This window comes from Streptomyces flavalbus, assembly GCF_042674625.1.
GTDB lineage: Bacteria > Actinomycetota > Actinomycetes > Streptomycetales > Streptomycetaceae > Streptomyces > Streptomyces flavalbus.
In genome coordinates, this window is the sequence record NZ_JBHTEB010000001.1 from 1693031 (window position 1) to 1712371 (window position 19341).

General features: G+C 72.7%; 17 protein-coding genes. 3 read left to right on the forward strand and 14 right to left on the reverse strand.

The window, feature by feature from the left end; translation table 11 throughout:
* The first annotated feature begins 79 nt into the window (after nucleotides 1–79).
* Together ACFQZ6_RS07420 and ACFQZ6_RS07425 are read left to right on the forward strand one after the other, a co-directional pair.
* Nucleotides 80–472: a Rieske (2Fe-2S) protein gene (locus ACFQZ6_RS07420; protein ID WP_381605847.1), complete on the forward strand. Its 393-nt coding sequence runs from the start codon at nucleotides 80–82 to the stop codon at nucleotides 470–472.
* Nucleotides 473–494: 22 nt separating this feature from the next.
* On the forward strand, nucleotides 495–1193 hold the full coding sequence (locus ACFQZ6_RS07425) for a nucleotidyltransferase domain-containing protein (protein WP_381605849.1): 699 nt from the start codon (nucleotides 495–497) through the stop codon (nucleotides 1191–1193).
* 34 nt (nucleotides 1194–1227) lie between these two features.
* On the opposite strand, the gene ACFQZ6_RS07430 is transcribed toward ACFQZ6_RS07425, so the two are convergent.
* From ACFQZ6_RS07430 to ACFQZ6_RS07495, 14 genes are all read right to left on the reverse strand, one after another.
* Nucleotides 1228–2250 carry an ADP-ribosylglycohydrolase family protein gene (locus ACFQZ6_RS07430; RefSeq protein ID WP_381605851.1) on the reverse strand — a complete coding sequence of 341 codons (1023 nt, stop codon included), beginning with the start codon at nucleotides 2248–2250 and terminating at the stop codon, nucleotides 1228–1230.
* Nucleotides 2247–2963, reverse strand: coding sequence for an NUDIX hydrolase (locus tag ACFQZ6_RS07435; RefSeq protein ID WP_381605853.1), 717 nt, complete (start codon nucleotides 2961–2963; stop codon nucleotides 2247–2249). Before ACFQZ6_RS07435 ends, ACFQZ6_RS07430 begins: the two co-directional genes overlap by 4 nt.
* Nucleotides 2964–3049: 86 nt before the next feature.
* Nucleotides 3050–4459, reverse strand: coding sequence for an MFS transporter (locus ACFQZ6_RS07440; RefSeq protein WP_381605855.1), 1410 nt, complete (start codon nucleotides 4457–4459; stop codon nucleotides 3050–3052).
* Between the two features lie 51 nt (nucleotides 4460–4510).
* Nucleotides 4511–5116, reverse strand: coding sequence for a TIGR03086 family metal-binding protein (locus tag ACFQZ6_RS07445; protein ID WP_381605857.1), 606 nt, complete (start codon nucleotides 5114–5116; stop codon nucleotides 4511–4513).
* Nucleotides 5113–6075 carry a sigma-70 family RNA polymerase sigma factor gene (locus tag ACFQZ6_RS07450; RefSeq protein WP_381605859.1) on the reverse strand — a complete coding sequence of 321 codons (963 nt, stop codon included), beginning with the start codon at nucleotides 6073–6075 and terminating at the stop codon, nucleotides 5113–5115. The genes ACFQZ6_RS07445 and ACFQZ6_RS07450 overlap by 4 nt, the downstream gene beginning before the upstream one ends.
* Before the next feature lie 147 nt (nucleotides 6076–6222).
* Nucleotides 6223–7299: a pseudouridine synthase gene (locus tag ACFQZ6_RS07455; RefSeq protein ID WP_381605861.1), complete on the reverse strand. Its 1077-nt coding sequence runs from the start codon at nucleotides 7297–7299 to the stop codon at nucleotides 6223–6225.
* Nucleotides 7299–7871 (reverse strand): SMC-Scp complex subunit ScpB, encoded by a 573-nt coding sequence (gene scpB / locus ACFQZ6_RS07460; protein WP_381618135.1) that lies wholly within the window; start codon nucleotides 7869–7871, stop codon nucleotides 7299–7301. Before scpB ends, ACFQZ6_RS07455 begins: the two co-directional genes overlap by 1 nt.
* A gap of 68 nt (nucleotides 7872–7939) precedes the next feature.
* Nucleotides 7940–8923 (reverse strand): segregation and condensation protein A, encoded by a 984-nt coding sequence (locus ACFQZ6_RS07465; protein ID WP_381605863.1) that lies wholly within the window; start codon nucleotides 8921–8923, stop codon nucleotides 7940–7942.
* 18 nt (nucleotides 8924–8941) lie between these two features.
* Nucleotides 8942–9511, reverse strand: a complete 570-nt coding sequence (locus ACFQZ6_RS07470) for a hypothetical protein (protein ID WP_381605865.1) — start codon at nucleotides 9509–9511, stop codon at nucleotides 8942–8944.
* Complete coding sequence (locus ACFQZ6_RS07475; RefSeq protein WP_381618138.1) at nucleotides 9496–10488, reverse strand: ParA family protein; 993 nt, start codon at nucleotides 10486–10488, stop codon at nucleotides 9496–9498. Before ACFQZ6_RS07475 ends, ACFQZ6_RS07470 begins: the two co-directional genes overlap by 16 nt.
* 556 nt (nucleotides 10489–11044) lie before the next feature.
* On the reverse strand, nucleotides 11045–12169 hold the full coding sequence (ald, locus tag ACFQZ6_RS07480) for an alanine dehydrogenase (RefSeq protein WP_381605867.1): 1125 nt from the start codon (nucleotides 12167–12169) through the stop codon (nucleotides 11045–11047).
* Between the two features lie 129 nt (nucleotides 12170–12298).
* Entirely contained in the window at nucleotides 12299–14383 is a 2085-nt protein-coding gene (locus ACFQZ6_RS07485; RefSeq protein ID WP_381605869.1) for a tetratricopeptide repeat protein, read from the reverse strand.
* Nucleotides 14384–14652: 269 nt separating this feature from the next.
* The gene (locus ACFQZ6_RS07490) at nucleotides 14653–15279 is read right to left on the reverse strand and encodes an NUDIX domain-containing protein (protein ID WP_381605871.1); all 627 of its coding nucleotides are present in this window, start codon (nucleotides 15277–15279) and stop codon (nucleotides 14653–14655) included.
* Nucleotides 15280–15362: 83 nt separating this feature from the next.
* Nucleotides 15363–17012, reverse strand: a complete 1650-nt coding sequence (locus ACFQZ6_RS07495) for a CTP synthase (RefSeq protein WP_381605873.1) — start codon at nucleotides 17010–17012, stop codon at nucleotides 15363–15365.
* Between the two features lie 492 nt (nucleotides 17013–17504).
* On the opposite strand from ACFQZ6_RS07495, the gene ACFQZ6_RS07500 reads away from it, so the two are divergent.
* On the forward strand, nucleotides 17505–19307 hold the full coding sequence (locus tag ACFQZ6_RS07500; protein ID WP_381605875.1) for a glycoside hydrolase family 15 protein: 1803 nt from the start codon (nucleotides 17505–17507) through the stop codon (nucleotides 19305–19307).
* The last annotated feature ends 34 nt before the right edge of the window (nucleotides 19308–19341 follow it).

Genomic DNA, 19341 nt, shown 5'->3' on the forward strand with positions numbered 1-19341 from the left:
CCGCTTCGGTGCCAGGATGCTCCTGCTCCCGCCCGGAACACCCTGTTCCGCTCCCCCCTCGCCGCCACGGAGTGACGACATGCCCCACGTACCCACCCGCCGTACGGTCCTGCTCGCCACCGGCGCGACGGCGCTCGCCGCGGGCTGCGGCGGCGACGACGGCTCCGACGACGGCGCCTCCGCCGGGCCGGAGCTGGCGAAGACGTCCGACATCCCGGTCAGCGGCGGCAAGGTCTTCAAGGCCGAGAAGGTGGTCGTGACCCAGCCCGCCGAGGGCGAGTTCAAGGCGTTCTCCAGCACCTGCACCCACCAGGGCTGCACGGTGGCCGAGGTCGCGGACGGCACCATCAACTGCCCCTGCCACGGCAGCAGGTTCCGCATCGAGGACGGCTCGGTGGCGCACCCCCCGGCGACGAAGCCGCTGCCGGAGAAGCAGATCACCGTGGACGGAAACTCGATCCACCTGGCGTGATCCGCGCCGTACGCTGCGGGCCATGAAGCCCGCGCCTCCGGAATCGTCCCTGGACCTGGTCCGCGACCACACCGTCTACGCCTGTGTCATGGGCTCACGCGCCTTCGGCCTGGCGACCGAGGGCAGCGACACCGACCGGCGGGGCGTGTTCGTCGCCCCGACGCCGCTGTTCTGGCGCTTCGACAAGCCGCCGACGCATGTGGACGGCCCGGCCGAGGAGCAGTTCAGTTGGGAGCTGGAACGCTTCTGCGAGCTGGCCCTGCGCGCCAACCCGAACATCCTGGAGTGCCTGCACTCCCCGCTCGTGGAGCACGTGGACGCCACCGGCCGGGAACTCCTCGACCTGCGCGGCGCGTTCCTGTCCCGGCACGCGCACGTGTCGTTCACCCGGTACGCGCGGGGCCAGCGGGGGAGGCTGGAGGCCGACGTCCGCACGCACGGCGCGCCCCGCTGGAAGCACGCGACGCACCTGCTGCGGCTGCTGCTGAGCGTCCGCGACCTGCTGCGCACCGGCCGCCTCACGATCGACGTCGGTGACCAGCGCGAGCCGCTGCTGGCCGTGAAGCGCGGTGAGGTCCCCTGGCGGGAGGTGGAGACCTGGATGGCCCGGCTGGAGGCGGAGGCGGAGCGGGCCGCCCAGCGCACACCGCTGCCGCCCGAGCCGGACCGGCGCCGGGTGGAGGACTTCCTGATCCGCGTCCGCCGCGCCTCGGCACACTGACCTCGGGGCCTCAGGGCTTCAGGACGTCGGCACCTCAGGCGTCCCAGAGCGCCCCGAGCGTCACCAGTTCCCCCCGGTACTCGATCCGGTCCGCCCACGCGGTCGGCCAGGCGTCCGTGCCGAGGTACGCCCCCGCGAAGGCGCCGGTCAGGCAGGCGAGGGAGTCGGAGTCGCCGGAGGAGCAGGCGGCCCGGCGCAGCGCGGTCAGCGGTTCGTCGACGAAGAGCAGGAAGCACAGCAGCCCGGTCGCCAGCGCCTCCTCCGCGATCCAGCCCGCGCCGGTGGCCAGGCACGGGTCGGTCTCCGGCGAGACCGTGCGCACGGCCCGCTGGAGCCGCTCCAGGACCTCCAGGCACTCGTCCCAGCCGCGTGCGATGAAGCGCTCGGGGCTGGGGTCCTGGGCGCGCCTCCACAGGTCGCCGAGCCAGCGCTCGTGGTAGCGGGAGCGGTTGTCGTAGGCGTACGACCGCAGGCGCCCGACGAGTCCGGTCGGCTCGGCGCCCCGCGCGAGCAGCCGTACGGCGTGCGCGGTGAGGTCGGAGGCGGCGAGCGCCGTGGGGTGCCCGTGGGTGAGGGCGGCCTGGAGCTGGGCGGCGCCCGCGCGCTGTTCGTCGCTGAGGCCGGGGACGAGCCCGACCGGCGCGACGCGCATGTTGGCGCCGCAGCCCTTGGAGTGGACCTGGCTGGCGTCCTGCCAGGGCCGCCCCGGGTCCTCCAGCAGCTCGCAGGCGCGGATGCAGGTGTTCCCCGGGGCGCGGTTGTTCTCCGGTGAGCGGTTCCAGGCGACGTACTCCCGGCGCACCGCCTCGGCCATCCCGGCAGGTTCCAGCACCCCGCGGTCCGTCGCCGCCCGTATCCCCCGTCCGAGCGCCAGCGTCATCTGGGTGTCGTCGGTGACGATCGCGGGCGTGGGCAGCTCCATCTCCCGCCAGGGGCCGCACGTGGCGAGGATCGACGGCACGTCGTCGAACTCCGTCGGGAAGCCGAGCGCGTCGCCGAGGGCGAGGCCGGTGAGGGCGCCGGTGGCGGCGCGTTTGGTGACGGTCGTGGCGGTCATGCGGGGCGTCCTTCCCGGGACGGGCGGAGGAGGGGCGGGTGCAGGGCGGTGGCCGGACCCGCGCGGTACAGCGCGGCGGGCTTGCCCCGGCCGCCGGTGAGCCGGGCGGCGCCGGGGACCGGCTCGACGAAGCCGGGCGTGGCGAGCACCTTGCGCCGGAAGTTGGGCCGGTCCAGGGCGGTGCCCCACACCGTCTCGTAGACCTCGCGCAGCTCACCGAGGGTGAACTCGGGCGGGCAGAAGGCGGTGGCGAGGCAGCGGTACTCCAGCTTGGCGCCGACGCGCTCGTGGGCGTCCGCGAGGATGCGGTCGTGGTCGAAGGCGAGCGGCCCCGCGGTGTCGTACGCCACCCAGCGGGCCTGCGCGGCGTCGCTGCCGCCGCGCGGCTCGGGGGCGTCGGGCAGCAGGGCGGTGAAGGCGACGGAGACCACCCGCATCCGCGGGTCGCGGCCGGGGTCGCTGTAGGTGCGCAACTGCTCCAGGTGGAGCCCGGAGACGTCGGACAGCCCCGTCTCCTCGGCGAGTTCGCGCCGGGCCGCCGTCTCCGCGGACTCCTTTGGCAGCAGGAACCCGCCGGGCAGCGCCCACTGACCGGCGTACGGCTCCTGCCCGCGCTCCACGAGCAGGACCCGCAGCGCGCCCGCGCGGATGGTGAAGACCGCGAGGTCGACGGTGACGGCGAACGGCTCGTAGGCGTGCTTGTCGTACTCCACACCCACCCCCTTAATAGTCACTACGACTATAAAGAGGGCGGGCGTGATGGGGCAACCCCCGCCGCGGGGTGGGAGGTCGGCCCGGCCTAGTCGCGGCCGGGTGCGAGCGCCGACACCAGCGCCCCCACCCCGGCGGCGCCCGCCGACACCCACAGCGCGGGGCCGACACCGTCCAGGAACGCGGTCGGGGAGCCGTAGCCGCCGTACGTCGTGAAGACCGCCGCGGCGATCGCCACGCCGAAGACCCCGCCCAGCTCGCGCAGGGCGTTGTTCACCCCGGCCGCGACGCCCGCCTCGCTGAGCGGCACCGCGGCGGTGACGGCGTTGGCGACGCTCGGGAACACCATGGAGATGCCGACGCCCGCGATGACCAGCGGGACGACCATGCCGCCGTAGCCGACGCCGGGTTCGACCCGCCAGGCCAGCAGGGCGAGGCCGAGGCCCTGGAGCGCCAGTCCGCCCAGCATGAACGGCCGGGTGCCGTACCGGTCCGCGAGCGCGCCCGCGACCGGCGCGACCAGCAGCGGCATGGCGTTCCAGACGAGGATGCGCACCCCCGCCTCCAGGGGCGAGTAGCCGAGCCCGAACTGGAACAGTTGGGTGATCATGAACAGCGCGCCGAGCAGCGAGGCGAAGAGCAGGAAGGCGGCGGCGTTGGCGGTGGAGAAGCCACGCCTGCGGAAGTGCCCGAGCGGCAGCATCGGATGCCGGGCGCCCCGCCGCTCCCACTCCAGGAACGCGCCCACGAACACGACTCCGACGGCCAGCGCGGTCAGCACCTCGGCGCTGCCCCAGCCCGCCTCCGGCGCCCGCACCGGGGCCCAGGCCAGACCGGTCACGCCGACCGCCGCCAACACCAGTCCCACGATGTCGAGTTGCGGCCGGGTGCCGTAGCTCTCGTGGAGCCTGGTGGCGGAGAGGGGCAGCATCGCCAGCCCGATCGGGACGTTCAGCCAGAAGATCCACTGCCAGGACAGGCCCTCGGTGACGGCCCCGCCCAGCACCGGCCCGGCCGCGACGCCCAGCCCGGTCACCCCGCCCCACACGCCGATCGCCACGCCCCGCTTCTCCACGGGGAACGCCTCGCTGATGAGGGTCAGGGTGAGCGGCAGCAGGACGGCGGCCCCGGCACCCTGCACCAGCCGCGCCGCGATGAGCTGGCCCGAGCCGCCCGCGAGGGCCGCGGCGAAGGACGCGAGGGTGAACACGGCGAGCCCGACGACGTACATGCGCCGCCGTCCGAACCGGTCGCCGAGCGCGGCACCGGTCAGGGTGAGGCAGGCGAAGGCCAGGTTGTAGGCGTTGATCGTCCATTCCAGCTCGGACAGGCTGGCGCCGAAGTCGGTCCGCAGCGCGGGCAGCGCGGTCGCCACGACCACGACGTCCAGGGAGCACAGCAGCGCCCCGAGCCCGGCGAGGACCACCGTCCACGCGCGGGGCGGGGAGGCTCTGCCGGGGAGCGAGGTGCCGGGGGGAGCCTTGAGGGTCTCGGACATGTCCGTGCCTTCCGTGAGTCATTGAGGTCACTCACGGAAGGCAGACCTGGCTCACCCCGGAAAGGAATCGCGCGGCCCCTCGCCCCGTCCGGCGCGCCGCCCGTCGCCCCGCCCGTCACGCCGCCCCTCGCGCCGCCCCAGGAACGCCAGCAGCCGGACCTCCGGGCGGGCCAGGGCCGACACCGGGACCGGCGCCGCGAACCGCACCCCGCGGTCCTCTCCCACCACCACGTACCGCGCGACCGGCAGCAGCGCCGCCGCGAGGTCGGCCGGGATGGGCCGGGGCCGCCCGCTGGCCTGGGCCACGTCCCAGCCGTGCACGGCGAGCTCGACGGCGCCCACGGCGGCCAGCACCCGGACGTCCAGCGCCCGCCCGCCGACCCGCACCCGGTCCGGCGGCCCGGCCGCCCAGGCGCCGAGCACCGCGCACGCGCGCGTACGGAACCGGCACGCGCGGTCGTCCCGGGGCACCAGGTCGATCCGCCCGCCGGTCAGCCCCTCGTACAGCGCGTCCATCGAGTCGTCGAGGTGGCCAAGCAACCGCGCCAGGTCCCACGCGGCGCACGGCGTGCCCCGCGCGAGGCTGTCAGGCCGCACCCCGGCGACGCTGCCCAGCGCGTAGGCGAGCGACCGCTCCAGCAGCTCCCCCGGGTTCATCCCAGCACCTCGGGCAGCCCGAACCGGCCGAACATCCCGGTGTCCAGGAAGACGCTGATCCGGCGCACGGCGCCCTCCTCGACGGTGAGCACCTGCAAGGCGTGCGCCCGCAGGACGCCGTCCGCCCCGCGCGTGTACATCGCGGTCGCGGGCTGCCCGTTCGCGCGCGTGGGCAGCATCCGCGTGCCGCCCACCTGGTGCAGGCGCGCCACCAGGAAGCGGTGCACGTCCTTCGCGCCGCGGAACCACTCCAGGTACGGCGGCATCTCCAGCTCCACGCCGTCCCGCAACAGGGCGAGCAGGGCGTCCATGTCGGCGTTCTCGAAGGCGGCCACGTACCGGTCGAGCACCTCGCGGTCCGCCGCGCTGTCCGGCTCGGCCAGGAGGTCCTCCTCGGGCGCGACCTCCGCCAGCCGGGCACGCGCGCGTTGCAGGCTGCTCTTCACCGCCGCCGTCGAGGTGCCGAGCACGGCGGCGACCTCCGCCGCCCGCCAGGCCAGCACGTCCCGCAGGATGAGCACCGCCCGCTGCCGCGCGGGCAGGTGCTGGAGCGCCGCGACGAGCGCCAGCCGCAGACTGCCCCGGGCGGCCACCACCGACGCCGGGTCGACGAGCGCGTCCGGCAGCGGCTGGAGCCACGGCACGTCCGTCGCGGGGGCCCTGAGCGGCTCCTCGGGCGTCTGGGACGGCTCACCGAGCCCGGCGGGCGTCGGACGCCGCACCAGGCCCTCCAGGGCCGTCAGACACGTGTTGGTGGCGATCCGGTGCAGCCAGGTCCGCAGCGACGCCCGCCCCTCGTAGCCGTCGTACGAGCGCCAGGCGCGCAGGTACGTCTCCTGCACCAGGTCCTCGGCCTCGTCGACCGAGCCGAGCATCCGGTAGCAGTGGGCGAGCAGCTCCCGCCGGTACGGATCGGTGAGCCGTACGAACTCCTCGCGGTCCGCCGCCTGCACAGTCATCTCGCTGCCCCTCCACGTCCCGGTTCCGGACCGTCAGGGCGACGGCCCGCCGGTATACAGACCGGCGGGGACGGCGAAAGGCGTCGGCCGGTCCCGGACGAGTCCGGAACCGGCCGACGCACAGCGAGCGGGGAGGGAGGGGCCGACCTACAGGTCGACCTCCTTCATCAGCATCCCGACCTCCGTGTTGGACAGCCTGCGCAGCCAGCCCGACTTCTGGTCGCCCAGCGTGATCGGGCCGAACGCGGTGCGCACCAGCTTGTCGACGGGGAAGCCCGCCTCCGCCAGCATCCGCCGCACGATGTGCTTGCGGCCCTCGTGCAGGGTGACCTCGACGAGGTAGTTCTTGCCGGTCTGCTCGACGACGCGGAAGTGGTCCGCGCGCGCGTAGCCGTCCTCCAACTGGATGCCGTCCTTCAGGCGCTTGCCCAGGTCGCGCGGGATCGGGCCGACGATGTGCGCGAGGTAGGTCTTCTTCACGCCGTACCGCGGGTGGGTCAGGCGGTGCGCCAGCTCACCGTGGTTGGTGAGCAGGATGACGCCCTCGGTCTCGGTGTCCAGGCGGCCGACGTGGAACAGCCGGGTCTCCCGGTTGGTGACGTAGTCGCCCAGGCACTGGCGGCCCTCCGGGTCCTCCATCGTGGAGACGACCCCGGCGGGCTTGTTCAGCGAGAAGAACTGGTACGTCTGCGTGGCGACCGTCAGCCCGTCGACCTTGATCTCGTCCTTCTCCGGGTCGACCCGCTTGCCCTGCTCCAGGACGATCTCGCCGTTGACCTCGACCCTGGCCTGCTCGATCAGCTCCTCGCAGGCGCGCCGGGAGCCGTAGCCCGCGCGCGCGAGCACCTTCTGGAGGCGCTCGCCCTCCTGCTCGGCGCCGGGGAAGGTCTTGGGCAGCTTGACGTCCTTCCTGCCCGCGTACCGCTCCCGGTTGCGCTCCTCGACCCGGGCCTCGTACTCGCGGGAGCGCGCGGGCGCCGTACGGCCGCGTCCCCCCTGGCCGCCCTGGCCGCCCTGCTTGGGGCCGCCCTTGGCGGCGCCCCGCGCGGACGCGCCGCGCCCGGCCTTCGGGCCGTCCTTGGTGGCGCCGGGGCCCACGTCGTAGCGGCGCTCCTCGGGGCGGGGCTTGCGGGGGCGGCCCTGCCCCTGCTTCTGGTCCCTGTCGTTACCGGCACCGCGGTAGTTACCGCGCCCGCCGCTCTTGCCGCTGCCGCTGCTTCGCATCAAAGTTCCGTCGTCTTGTCGTCTGCGTCCTCGGAATCCGGAGCGTCCGGATCGAACGACGGCACGCCTTCCTGCGTCTCGGCCTCGATCGCCTCCGCCTCCGGGAGGAAGGGCGCGAGTTCCGGGAGCTCGTCCAGGCCGCGCAGGCCCATCCGCTCCAGGAAGTAGTTCGTCGTCCTGTACAGGATCGCACCTGTTTCGGGTTCCGCGCCCGCCTCCTCGATCAGCCCCCGCTGGAGGAGGGTGCGCATCACGCCGTCGCAGTTCACCCCGCGCACCGCGGAGACCCTGCTGCGGCTGACCGGCTGGCGGTACGCGACCACGGCGAGCGTCTCCAGCGCGGCCTGCGTGAGCCGCGCCACCTGCCCGTCGAGCACGAAGCCCTCGACGGCCGCCGCGTACTCGGGCCGGGTGTAGAACCGCCAGCCGCCCGCGACCAGCCGCAGCTCGAAGCCACGGCCCTGCGCGGCGTACTCGTCGGCCAGCTCCCGCAGGGCGTCCGCGACCCGCCGCCGGGGCCGCTGGAGGATCCTGGCGAGGTGCTCCTCGGTCGCGGGCTCGTCCACGACCATCAGGACGGCCTCCAGGGCGGGCTTGAGTTCGAGATCGGCGACGCCCGGCGCGCCGATGGTCCCCTCGCTCACGTCTTCTTCCCCTCCTCCGGCACCTCGGGCGGCCGGTCGAACTCGTCGGTCACCGTCGGGGCGGCCTCGCCGTCCCCACCGGTCCAGCGCACCAGCAGCTCCCCGAGCGCCGTCTCCTGCTCCAGCGCGACGGCCTTCTCCCGGTACAGCTCAAGCAGCGCCAGGAACCGGGCTACGACGGTCAGCGTGTCGTCGGTGTCCTCGACCAGCGCGAGGAAGCTGGCCTCGCCCACCTCCCGCAGCCGCGCGACCACGATCCCGGCCTGCTCCTGCACGCTGACCAGCGGGGCGTGGATGTGCTCGACGTACACCTGCGGCTTCGGCCTGGGCTGCATCGCCTTGACGGCGAGCTTCGCGAACCCCTCGGGGCCGATCTTGATGACGACGTCCGGCAGCAGCTCCGCGTGGTGCGGTTCGAGTCCGACGGTACGGGGGTAGCGGCAGGCCTCGGCCGCGAGCCTGTCGCTGAAGATGTCGGCGATCTGCTTGTACGCCCGGTACTGGAGCAGCCGCGCGAACAGCAGGTCCCGCGCCTCAAGCAGCGCGAGGTCGGCCTCGTCCTCCACCTCGGCGGCGGGCAGCAGCCGGGCCGCCTTCAGATCGAGCAGCGTGGCGGCGACGACCAGGAACTCGGTCGTCTCGTCCAGGTCCCAGTCCGGCCCCAGCGCCCTGATGTACGCCATGAACTCGTCGGTCACCTTCGACAGCGCGACCTCGGTGACGTCCATCTTGTGCCGGGAGATCAACTGGAGCAGCAGGTCGAAGGGCCCCTCGAAGTTGGCGAGCCGCACCCGGAAGACACCGGCGTCAGCCTCAACCGGGGGCTCCGGCTCCGCGACGGCCTCGGCCTCGGGCTCGGGCTCGGCGACCTCCGCGGGCACCGTCTCCGGCTCGACGGGCTCCGCGCCCGGCCCCCGCCCCAACGCACGCCGCCGCCCGCCACGGCCGGAGGCGGGAAGGGAGGCATCGCGGGAGGTCATAACCCCCGCAGGCTACCCCTACCGCCCCCGCAGCCGCCGTACCAGGATGCTGGCGTCCCCCCGGGTCTCCAGGTCCGCGAGGACGACCGCGACGGCCTCCCGCACGATCCGCCCGCGGTCGACCGCCAGCCCGTGCTCACCCCGGAGGACCAGGCGCGCGTGCTCCAGGTCCATCAGCTCCTCCGCCGAGACGTACACGGTGATCTTCTCGTCGTGCCGCTCGCGCCCGCTGGGGCGCCGCGCCGAGGCCCGGCCGCGCTTGCGCGCCGGGGACGCCGCCGCGGCAGAACCTTCCTGCGCCGCCGGACGGCGCGAGGCGCGCTCCGCGGACCGGCTGCGCGTCTCACCGCCGCCCTCCACGGCCTCCGCGTCGGCCGCGACGTGCTCGGCCCCGTCACCGTCGCCGCCCTGCGCGGGCACGGACTGGGGCGCGTCCTCGGCGGCGGCCTTCTGGTCGCTCTCCCCGGCGGGCGCGGGCACCCGGGCCTCGCCGTTGGCCTGTCGTCGCGGGGTGGACGCCTGGAGCGCCATGCCCCCTGTCGTACGGAAGAGTTCGTCGGCCCCCGGCAGACTCACTCGGCGTGACACCGGGCGAGCACCTCCCTGGCGAGCTGGCGGTAGGCGGCGGCGCCGACGGAGTTGGAGGCGTACGTGGTGATCGGCTCACCGGCGACCGTGGTCTCCGGGAAGCGCACCGTGCGCCCGATGACCGTGTGGTAGACGTGGTCGTCGAACGCCTCGACGACCCGCGCAAGCACCTCACGGCTGTGCACGGTCCGGGAGTCGTACATCGTGGCGAGGATGCCGTCCAGCTCCAGGTCGGGGTTGAGCCGCTCCTGGACCTTCTCGATGGTCTCGGTGAGCAGCGCCACCCCGCGCAGCGCGAAGAACTCGCACTCCAACGGGACGATCACCTTGTGCGCGGCCGTCAGCGCGTTGACGGTGAGCAGGCCGAGCGAGGGCTGGCAGTCGATCACGATGTAGTCGTAGTCGGGCAGCAGCGGCTTCAGCGCGCGCTGCAGCGACGACTCGCGGGCGACCTCGGAGACGAGCTGCACCTCGGCGGCGGACAGGTCGATGTTGCTGGGCAGCAGGTCCATGTTGGGGACCGCCGTCTTCAGCAGCACCTCGTCGGCCGACAGGCCCCGCTCCATGAGCAGGTTGTAGACGGTGAGGTCCAGCTCCATGGGGTTGACGCCGAGTCCGACCGACAGCGCGCCCTGCGGGTCGAAGTCGACGAGCAGCACCCGGCGTCCGTACTCCGCGAGCGCGGCACCCAGGTTGATGGTGGACGTGGTCTTGCCCACGCCGCCCTTCTGGTTGCACATCGCGATGATCGTCGCGGGGCCGTGGTCGGTCAGCGGGCCCGGGATCGGGAAGTACGGCAGCGGGCGTCCGGTCGGACCGATGCGCTCACGGCGCTGGCGGGCCGCGTCGGGCGCGAGCGTGGCCGCGTACTCCGGATCGGGCTCGTACTCGGCGTCAGGGTCGTAGAAGTGCCCGTCGGGCAGTTCGTCGTAGTCGGCGAAGTGGTTGTGGGGCGCGCCACTTCCGTCGCCGGCCATGGCGTTCACGTGATGGCCATCCATGCTCTGGTGTGCTGGGTGAGTCACCCCTGAGGTCTGGTGACTCTGATGGGCTGCGAAGGTGCGCACCGCGACGGAGCCGACAGCCTCGAACCCCGCGGAGCCCTGGCTCCGCGCAGGCGTTCCTGGATGACCACCCCCGGGAGAAAATGTCGACTCATTCACAAGTCGTCTTACCTCCTTGGTGACCAGGAAACTTCTAGACAGGTCAGCGTGGCACCATGCCGACGGTTGGCGACTCTATGGCGTGTCGGGCGTCCGCAGCAACACAATCCGCCGGACCCGGCCGGATGTGTCGGCAATGAAACATCCCTCTGTCAAGGGCGTACGGCCGTCGCACGGCAGGTTTCACGGGTGTGCGAATCGGTTGAAGGGTTACGTTCGAGGCGAGTTGACCGAGCGGCGCAAAGTGACCATACACACACCCGGCCGGACCTTGTCGGCAAGGTCCGGCCGGGTGTGCGAGGTTGACGAGCGGTGTTGACGTATCGCCTTTACGAAAAGGTGACTTAACCGCACGGTCACGGGGCGGCGGTCAGCCGAGCAGCGTCTCCAGCTCCACGTGGTCGAGGCCGTGCGCCTCGGCGACCTCCTTGTAAACGACCTGGCCGTCATGGGTGTTGAGGCCCTTGGCGAGCGCGGGGTCGCGGCGCAGCGCCTCGACCCAGCCGTTGTTCGCCAGCGACACGATGTACGGCAGCGTGGCGTTGGTGAGGGCGTTGGTGGAGGTGTTGGGCACCGCGCCGGGCATGTTGGCGACGCAGTAGAAGACCGAGTCGTGCACCGGGAAGGTCGGCTCGGCGTGGGTGGTGGGGCGGGAGTCCTCGAAGCAGCCGCCCTGGTCGATCGCGATGTCGACAAGGACACTTCCCGGCTTCATCCGGGACACCAGCTCGTTGGTGACCAGCTTCGGCGCCTTGGCACCGGGGATCAGCACCGCGCCGATGACGAGGTCGGCCTCCAGGACGGCCTTCTCCAGCTCGAAGGAGTTGGACATGATCGCCTTGACCCTGGTGCCGAAGATCCTGTCGGCCTCGCGCAGCTTGTTGATGTCGCGGTCGAGCAGGGTGACGTCGAAGCCCATGCCGACGGCGATCTGCGTGGCGTTCCAGCCGGAGACGCCACCGCCGATGACGACCGCCTTGGCCGGGGTGACGCCGGGCACGCCGCCGGGCAGGACGCCGCGGCCACCGGCGGCGCGCATCAGGTGGTAGGCGCCGACCTGCGGGGCGAGGCGGCCCGCGACCTCGGACATCGGGGCGAGCAGCGGCAGCGCCCGGTTGGGCAGCTCGACCGTCTCGTAGGCGATCGCGGTGGTGCCGGACTCGACGAGGGCGTCGGTGCACTCCCGGGAGGCGGCCAGGTGCAGGTAGGTGAAGAGCGTCTGGTCCTTGCGGAGCCGGTGGTACTCCTCCGCGATCGGCTCCTTGACCTTCAGCAGCAGGTCGGCGGTGGCCCACACCTCGTCGGCGGTCTCGAGGATCGCGGCACCGGCGGCGACGTACTCGGCGTCCGTGATCGAGGAGCCGACGCCCGCGCCGCGCTCGATGACGACCTGGTGGCCGTGGCGCACCAGCTCGTGCACACCGGCGGGGGTGATGGCCACCCGGAACTCGTTGTTCTTGACCTCGCGGGGGATGCCGACCTTCACGTCGATCACGGTCCTTGGCTCAGAGGGTGTAATGCACGACATACCCGGATGTTCAGGGCACACCGGGAGACACCGCAGGAGAACGTGCGGCAGAGCCAGTTTAATGAAGGCGTTCCCGCTGTCTAGCCTTTCATTGCATCAATCTTCAGCGGGTGCACTGCGGATTTCGCAGGCGTTAGCACCTTGTTCCAGGTCTGGGTCTGGGGTATCGCCGTCCTCGCCTCCTTCGGGTTCCGCGTGCTCCTCTTTCAGGATCCGCTCCGCGGCGGCCCGGTGCAGCCCGGCCGCCGTGGGGTCCCCGAGGTGGTCGAGGGTGTCCGCGATCCGCAGGTGCAGCGCCGCCTGGAGCCGGGTGTCGTCGGCGCGGCGGGCCCAGTCCAGGGCCTCCTGGCAGGTGTGCAGCGACTCCTCGGGCCTCCCCGCGTACTCCTGCACCCGCGCCAACTCGCTGAGCGCACGGGCGTGTCCGGCCACGTCGTCCAGGCGGCGCAGGAAGCCCGCGGCGGCCCGCCAGTCCCGCTGCGCCTCGCCGTAGCGGCCCGCGTAGGTGTGGGCGGCGGCGGTACGGCCGTACAACCGGGCGGCGTCGGCGCGCTCGTCGCGGGCCAGCCGTTCGGCGAGGGCCCGGCCGAACCAGTCGGCGGCCCGGTCGTAGTCCGCCAGCTCCAGGTACGCGCCGCCTACGGATTCCATCGCGCGGCCGGTCGCGTACGGGTCGTTCGCCTCCCGTCCGGCGTCCAGCGCGGCCCGGTAGCGGGCCAGCGCGTCACTGGTGCGGCCGGTACGGGCGTCCAGGTCGCCCAGGTTCAGCAGGGCCGCCGCCCGCTCCCGGGGCAGGTTCCGGCGCTCGGCCACGTCCAGGACGAGGCCGTGGACGCCGTACAGGTCGGCCGCCGCGGCCTGGGTGCCGTAGTGCGCGACCATCGCCCGCACCAACTGCGACAGCAGCCGTCGGGCGAGGGTGTCCAGCTCGCCGTCCGCGACCGCGAGCCGCGCCGAGGCCAGCAGGGCGGGGCGCCGCAGGGTCAGCCAGTCGGCGGCGGCCCGGGGGCTGGGGAACCGCAGCGAGCGGGGCAGGCCGAGGAGCTTCTCGCGGGCCTGCGGGCTGTCGGTCTCGGTGATGGCCCGGCAGGACTGGAGCAGCCGCACCGTGCGCTCCAGCATCCGGGCGCGGGCCAGCGTCAGCTCGGCCGGGCGGTCCTCCGTCTCGGTCAGGGCGCGCAGCATGGGGTGCAGACAGCCGGGCACCTCGTACTGCGGCAGCGGCGAGTCCACCGGCCGCAGCAGGCCCATGGCGGTGAAGTCGTCCAGGGTGGTGCGGGCGTCGTCGACCGAGCACCCGGCGAGCGCGGAGGCGGTGTGCGGGTCGACGAGCCCGGCGGGGGCGAGGGCGAGCAGCCGCAGCATCCGCGCGGCGGCGCCCGGCAGGGTGCGGTGGACGAGGCCGAAGACCCGGGCGAGGGGCGTGGTGTCGCCGTCCTCGGCGCGCAACTGCTTGGCGAGGTCGGCGACGGCCGCCTTGGGGCGGGCGGCCAGCCAGCCCCCGGCCAGCGTCAGTGCGGCGGGCTGGCCCTGGCAGACCTCGACCAGGCCCTCGGCGGCGCGCGGGTCGACGGTGACGCGGACCGAGCCGGTGTACCGGGACAGCAGCTCCACCGCCGACTTGGTGTCCAGGCCGCCCAGGGTGCAGGGGCGGACGTCGGAGATGCCGGTGAGGGGGCCCTGGGCGACGACGACGGCGAGGCAGTCGGCGGTGTCCGGGAGCAGGTCGTCGACCTGCTGGGCGGTGGCCGCGTCGTCCAGCAGCAGGATCGCGCGGCGGTCGGCGAGGCCCTCGCGCAGGGCGGCGCTGAGGTCGTCGGCGGCGGCACCGGCGGGGGCGGGCAGCTCCAGGGCGGTGAGCAGTTCGCGGGCGGCGGCCTCGGTCGGCACCGGGGTGCCGTCGGGCTCGCTGAGCCGGGCGCGCAGCACGCCGTCGGGGTAGCGGTCGGAGACCTGCCGGACCAGCTCCCCGGCCAGTGCCGTACGGCCGGAGCCGGGGCGGCCCGCGATGAGCAGCACGCGCGCGCGGGGCGCCTTCTTCCCGGCGAGGGTGTCCAGTCCGGCGCGCTCGATGTCGGCGCGCAGCTCCTTCAACTCCCGTGTGCGGCCCAGGAACCGGCTCTGAGCCGACGCGGGTCCCGACAGCTCGACGCCGTCTGTGTCCACCGCCTGATCCGTCACGGGCCACGCTCCCGTTCCACGCACGCGCAAAGCCCGCCGGGACTCCGGTTCGGGCGTTTTCAGAGCCTAGTTCAGGCCCTGTGGCGTTCCGTGGGGAGCGGCGCGGGGACGTCCCCCGATCGGATCAACCGATCGTCACACCGGCCGGTTTCCGGCCCGTACGGGCCTGAATGCCGCCCGACCACCACAGGCGCCCGAACACCACCCGGCCCACGCAGACGCGGACCGCTGCCCGGCCCCCGCAGACGCCCGACCGCCGCCCGGCCCGCTCAGGCCTCGAACGGACGGGCGGGCCAGGGCGCCTCCGCCGGGCGCAGCGCGTCGAGTCCGTCGCCCGCGCGGGCGGCGGCCAGCGACAGCACGCCCACGACCAGGCAGTTGTTGTGCAGCTCCCCGGCCAGCACCCCGCGCACCAGCTCCGTGAGCGGCACCCGCGCCAGCTCCAGGTCCAGCTCCTCGTGCTCGGCCGCGAACCGCTCGCCCTCGGCGTCGGAAAGACCACGGGCGAGGAAGACCCGTACGGCCTCGTCGCAGCCGCCGGGCGTGGTGTACACGTCGGTCAGCACCCGCCAGTCCTCGGCCTTGACGTGCGCCTCCTCGTACAGCTCGCGCTGGGCGGCGTGCAGCGGGTTCTCGCCGGGGACGTCGAGCAGCCCGGCCGGGATCTCCCACAGCTTCTGGCGCACGGGGTGGCGGTACTGCCGCAGCACCAGCACCCGGTCGGCGTCGTCGAGGGCGAGGACGGCGACCGAGCCGGGGTGGACCTGGTAGTCGCGGCGGGCCACGGTGCCGTCGGGCATGACCACGTCGTCGGTGCGGACGGAGGTCTTGTTGCCCACGAAGGGGGTCTCCGTCGCCCGGATCTCCCACTCCTCGGCGGTGTCCTTGATCGTCATGCCCTGCCCTTCCGCGACGTACGAAGAAACCGGGGCGCGCGGAATGTGAACGCGCGCGCCCCGGCCACCGTACAACCGTCGTGCTACTTCGCCGTCTTCCGCTCGACCGCCGCCTTCACCAGCCCCGCGAACAGCGGGTGCGGGCGGGTCGGCCGCGAGCGCAGCTCCGGGTGGGCCTGGGTGGCGACCAGGTACGGGTGGACGTCGCGCGGGTACTCCACGTACTCGACGAGCTTGCCGTCCGGGGAGGTGCCGGAGAACAGGATGCCCGCCTTCTTCTCCAGCTCCGCGCGGTAGGCGTTGTTCACCTCGTAGCGGTGGCGGTGCCGCTCCTCGACGTACTCCTTGCCGTCGTACACCTCGCGGACGAGGGAGCCCTCGGCCAGCTTCGCCGGGTACATGCCCAGCCGCATGGTGCCGCCCATGTCGCCCTCACCGGCGACGATGTCGAGCTGCTCGGCCATGGTGGAGATGACCGGGTGGGAGGTGGCCGGGTCGAACTCGGTGGAGTTGGCGTCGGCGATCCCGGCGAGGTTGCGGGCGGCCTCGATCACGATGCACTGCAGGCCCAGGCAGAGGCCGAGCAGCGGGACGCGGTGCTCGCGGGCGTACTGGATGGCGCCGACCTTGCCGGAGACACCGCGGTCACCGAAGCCGCCGGGGATGCAGATGGCGTCCACGTCCGCGAGCTGCGCCTCGGCCCCGGCGGGGGTGCGGCAGTCGTCGGAGGTCACCCACTTGATCTTGACGCGGGTCTTGTTGGCGAAGCCGCCCGCGCGCAGCGCCTCGGTCACCGACAGATAGGCGTCGGGCAGGTCGATGTACTTGCCGACCAGCGCCATGGTGATCTCGTGGGCCGGGTTGTGGACGCGGTCGAGCAGGTCGTCCCAGGTCGTCCAGTCCACGTCGCGGAACGGCAGGTCCAGCTTGCGGACGGCGTAGGCGTCCAGGCCCTCGGAGTGGACGGTCTTCGGGATGTCGTAGATGGACGGGGCGTCCGGGCAGGCCACCACGGCCGCCTCGTCGACGTCGCACATCAGGGAGATCTTGCGCTTGATCGCGGTCGGCACCTCGCGGTCGCAGCGCAGCACGATCGCGTCCGGCTGGATGCCGATGTTGCGCAGCGCGGCCACCGAGTGCTGGGTCGGCTTGGTCTTCAGCTCGCCGGACGGGCCGATGTACGGCAGCAGCGAGATGTGCACCACGAACACGTTGTCCCGGCCGACCTCGTGCCGGACCTGGCGGACCGTCTCCAGGAACGGCAGCGACTCGATGTCGCCGACCGTGCCGCCCACCTCGGTGATCACGACGTCCACCTCGTCCGTCGCCATGCGGCGGATGCGGTGCTTGATCTCGTTGGTGATGTGCGGGATGACCTGCACGGTGTCGCCCAGGTACTCACCGCGCCGCTCCTTGGCGATCACCGTGGAGTACACCTGGCCGGTGGTGACGTTGGCGGAGCCGTCCAGATCGCGGTCGAGGAACCGCTCGTAGTGGCCGATGTCCAGATCGGTCTCACAACCGTCGTTGGTGACGAACACCTCACCGTGCTGGAAGGGGTTCATCGTGCCCGGGTCGACGTTGATGTACGGGTCGAGCTTCTGCATGACGACGCGCAGCCCGCGCGCCTTGAGCAACATGCCGAGGCTGGAGGCGGTCAGACCCTTGCCGAGCGAGGAGGCGACACCCCCGGTGACGAAGATGTGCTTGGTCGTCGTGGATTTGGGCGGCATGGCCAAGACGGGGCTCCCGTGGTCGCGATCTGAGGGTGCGGCGTCGGGGGACCCCAGCTCCTGCGTCGGTCGCAGTGCCGTCGGGGGCGTCCACCGGTCCACGGGCTACCAGCGTATCAGCGCCCGGAGGGGATGGCTCCCGGCCACGCTGCGCGCACGCCTGGGCACGGACACGTACCACTCACCCGATTCTCACCGGGTGATCACCCGTTCGGCGCAGTCGCGTTGCCCGGAGCGGCACGCGGATCATCAACGTGCGTCGTATCCTGCTCGGACACTCGCTGCCGAGCCCGCCGGCCGAACGGCACCACCCCCGCCCGTTAGCACCGGAACAACGAGAGCTCGTCAGTCCGTTGAGAAACAATTGTCCTTTCGCTGTAGGGCGACTCGACTGTTGTGCAGTAAATCTCAACGACGCACTACAACGACCCCTTGACCGCACTAGCGACAGCCCCCTGCTGGGGCGACGTGGCCGTTCGACTGGAGTTGCACGTGGCCGGGCGCATCGAAGACTACGCACTCATCGGAGACATGCAGACCGCCGCACTGGTCTGCCGGGACGGCACAGTGGACTGGCTGTGCCTGCCCCGCTTCGACTCCCATGCCATCTTCGCCGGTCTGCTGGGCACCGAGGAGCACGGCTTCTGGCGGATCGGCCCGGCGCACCCGTCGGACGCGGCACCGCCGAAGGCGGCCCGGCGTGGCTACCGCGGTGACTCGCTGGTCCTGGAGTCGGAGTGGGACACCCCGCGCGGCACGGTCCGGGTGACGGACTTCATGCCGCCGCGTGACGGCGCCCCGCAGCTCATCCGGATCGTCGAGGGCGTCTCCGGCCGGGTGCCGATGCGCTCCGCGCTGCGGATGCGGTTCTCCTACGGGCGGGTCGTGCCCTGGGTGCACAAGCACGAGGGCCGCACGGTCGCGGTGGCGGGCCCGGACTCGGTGTGGTTCGACACCACCGCCGAGACCTACGGCAAGTCGCTGACGACGTACGCGGACTTCACCGTCGCCCCGGGCGACCGGATCGCGTTCACCATCTCCTGGCAGGCCTCGCACCGTGAGCCGCCGCCGCTGCCGGAGCCGGAGCAGTCGCTGGAGGCGACCGAGGACTTCTGGCGGGAGTGGGTGGAGCACTGCACGTACCACGGCCCGTACCGGGAGGCGGTGATCCGCTCCCTGATCACGCTGAAGGCCCTGACGTACGCCCCCACCGGCGGCATCGTCGCGGCCCCCACCACCTCGCTGCCGGAGGAGATCGGCGGGGTGCGCAACTGGGACTACCGCTACACCTGGCTCCGCGACGCCGCGATCACCCTGTCCTCGCTGCTGCGCACCGGCTACCGCGAGGAGGCCCGCGCCTGGCGCGAGTGGCTGCTGCGGGCGGTCGCGGGCGACCCGGAGAACCTCCAGATCATGTACGGCATCGCGGGCGAGCGCGAGCTGGGCGAGGCCGAGCTGGACTGGCTGCCCGGCTACGAGAACTCCGCCCCGGTCCGGGTCGGCAACGGCGCCGCCCACCAGCTCCAGCTCGACGTCTACGGCGAGGTCACCGAGGCCCTGCACCTGGCCCACATGACCGGCCTGGCCCGCAACGACTACGCCTCGCTGCTCCAGCTCAAGCTGATCCGCTACCTGGAGGACCACTGGCAGGAGCCGGACGAGGGCATCTGGGAGGTGCGCGGCCCGCGCCGCCACTTCGTGCACTCCAAGGTGATGGCCTGGGTCGCGGTGGACCGCACCATCAAGCTGATCGAGTCCGGCGACGCGGACGGCCCGCTGGAGCGCTGGAAGGAACTGCGCGACGACATCCACCACGACGTCTGCGAGAAGGGCTACGACAAGGAACGCAACACCTTCACGCAGTCCTACGGCTCCAAGGAGCTGGACGCCTCGCTGCTGCTGATCCCGCAGATGGGCTTCCTGCCCCCGGACGACAAGCGGGTCATCGGCACTATCGAGGCCATCCAGCGCGAGCTGTCCACCACCGACGGTTTCATCCTGCGCTACCCCACCGACGGCGAGAAGGCGGGCGTCGACGGCCTCCCCGGCGACGAGGGCGCGTTCCTCGCCTGCTCGTTCTGGATGGCCGACGACCTCGCGATGATCGGCCGCGTCGACGAGGCCCGCAAGCTCTTCGAGAAGCTCCTCGCCCTCCGCAACGACCTGGGCCTGCTCGCCGAGGAATGGGACCCCCGCCTGCAACGCCAGGTCGGCAACTTCCCGCAGGCCTTCAGCCACGTCCCCCTCATCGACACCGCCCTGCGCCTGACGGCCTCCGGCGCCTACGGCGGCTGACCGCGCGGGCCGGGCCGCCGCTGCCTAGCCTGGG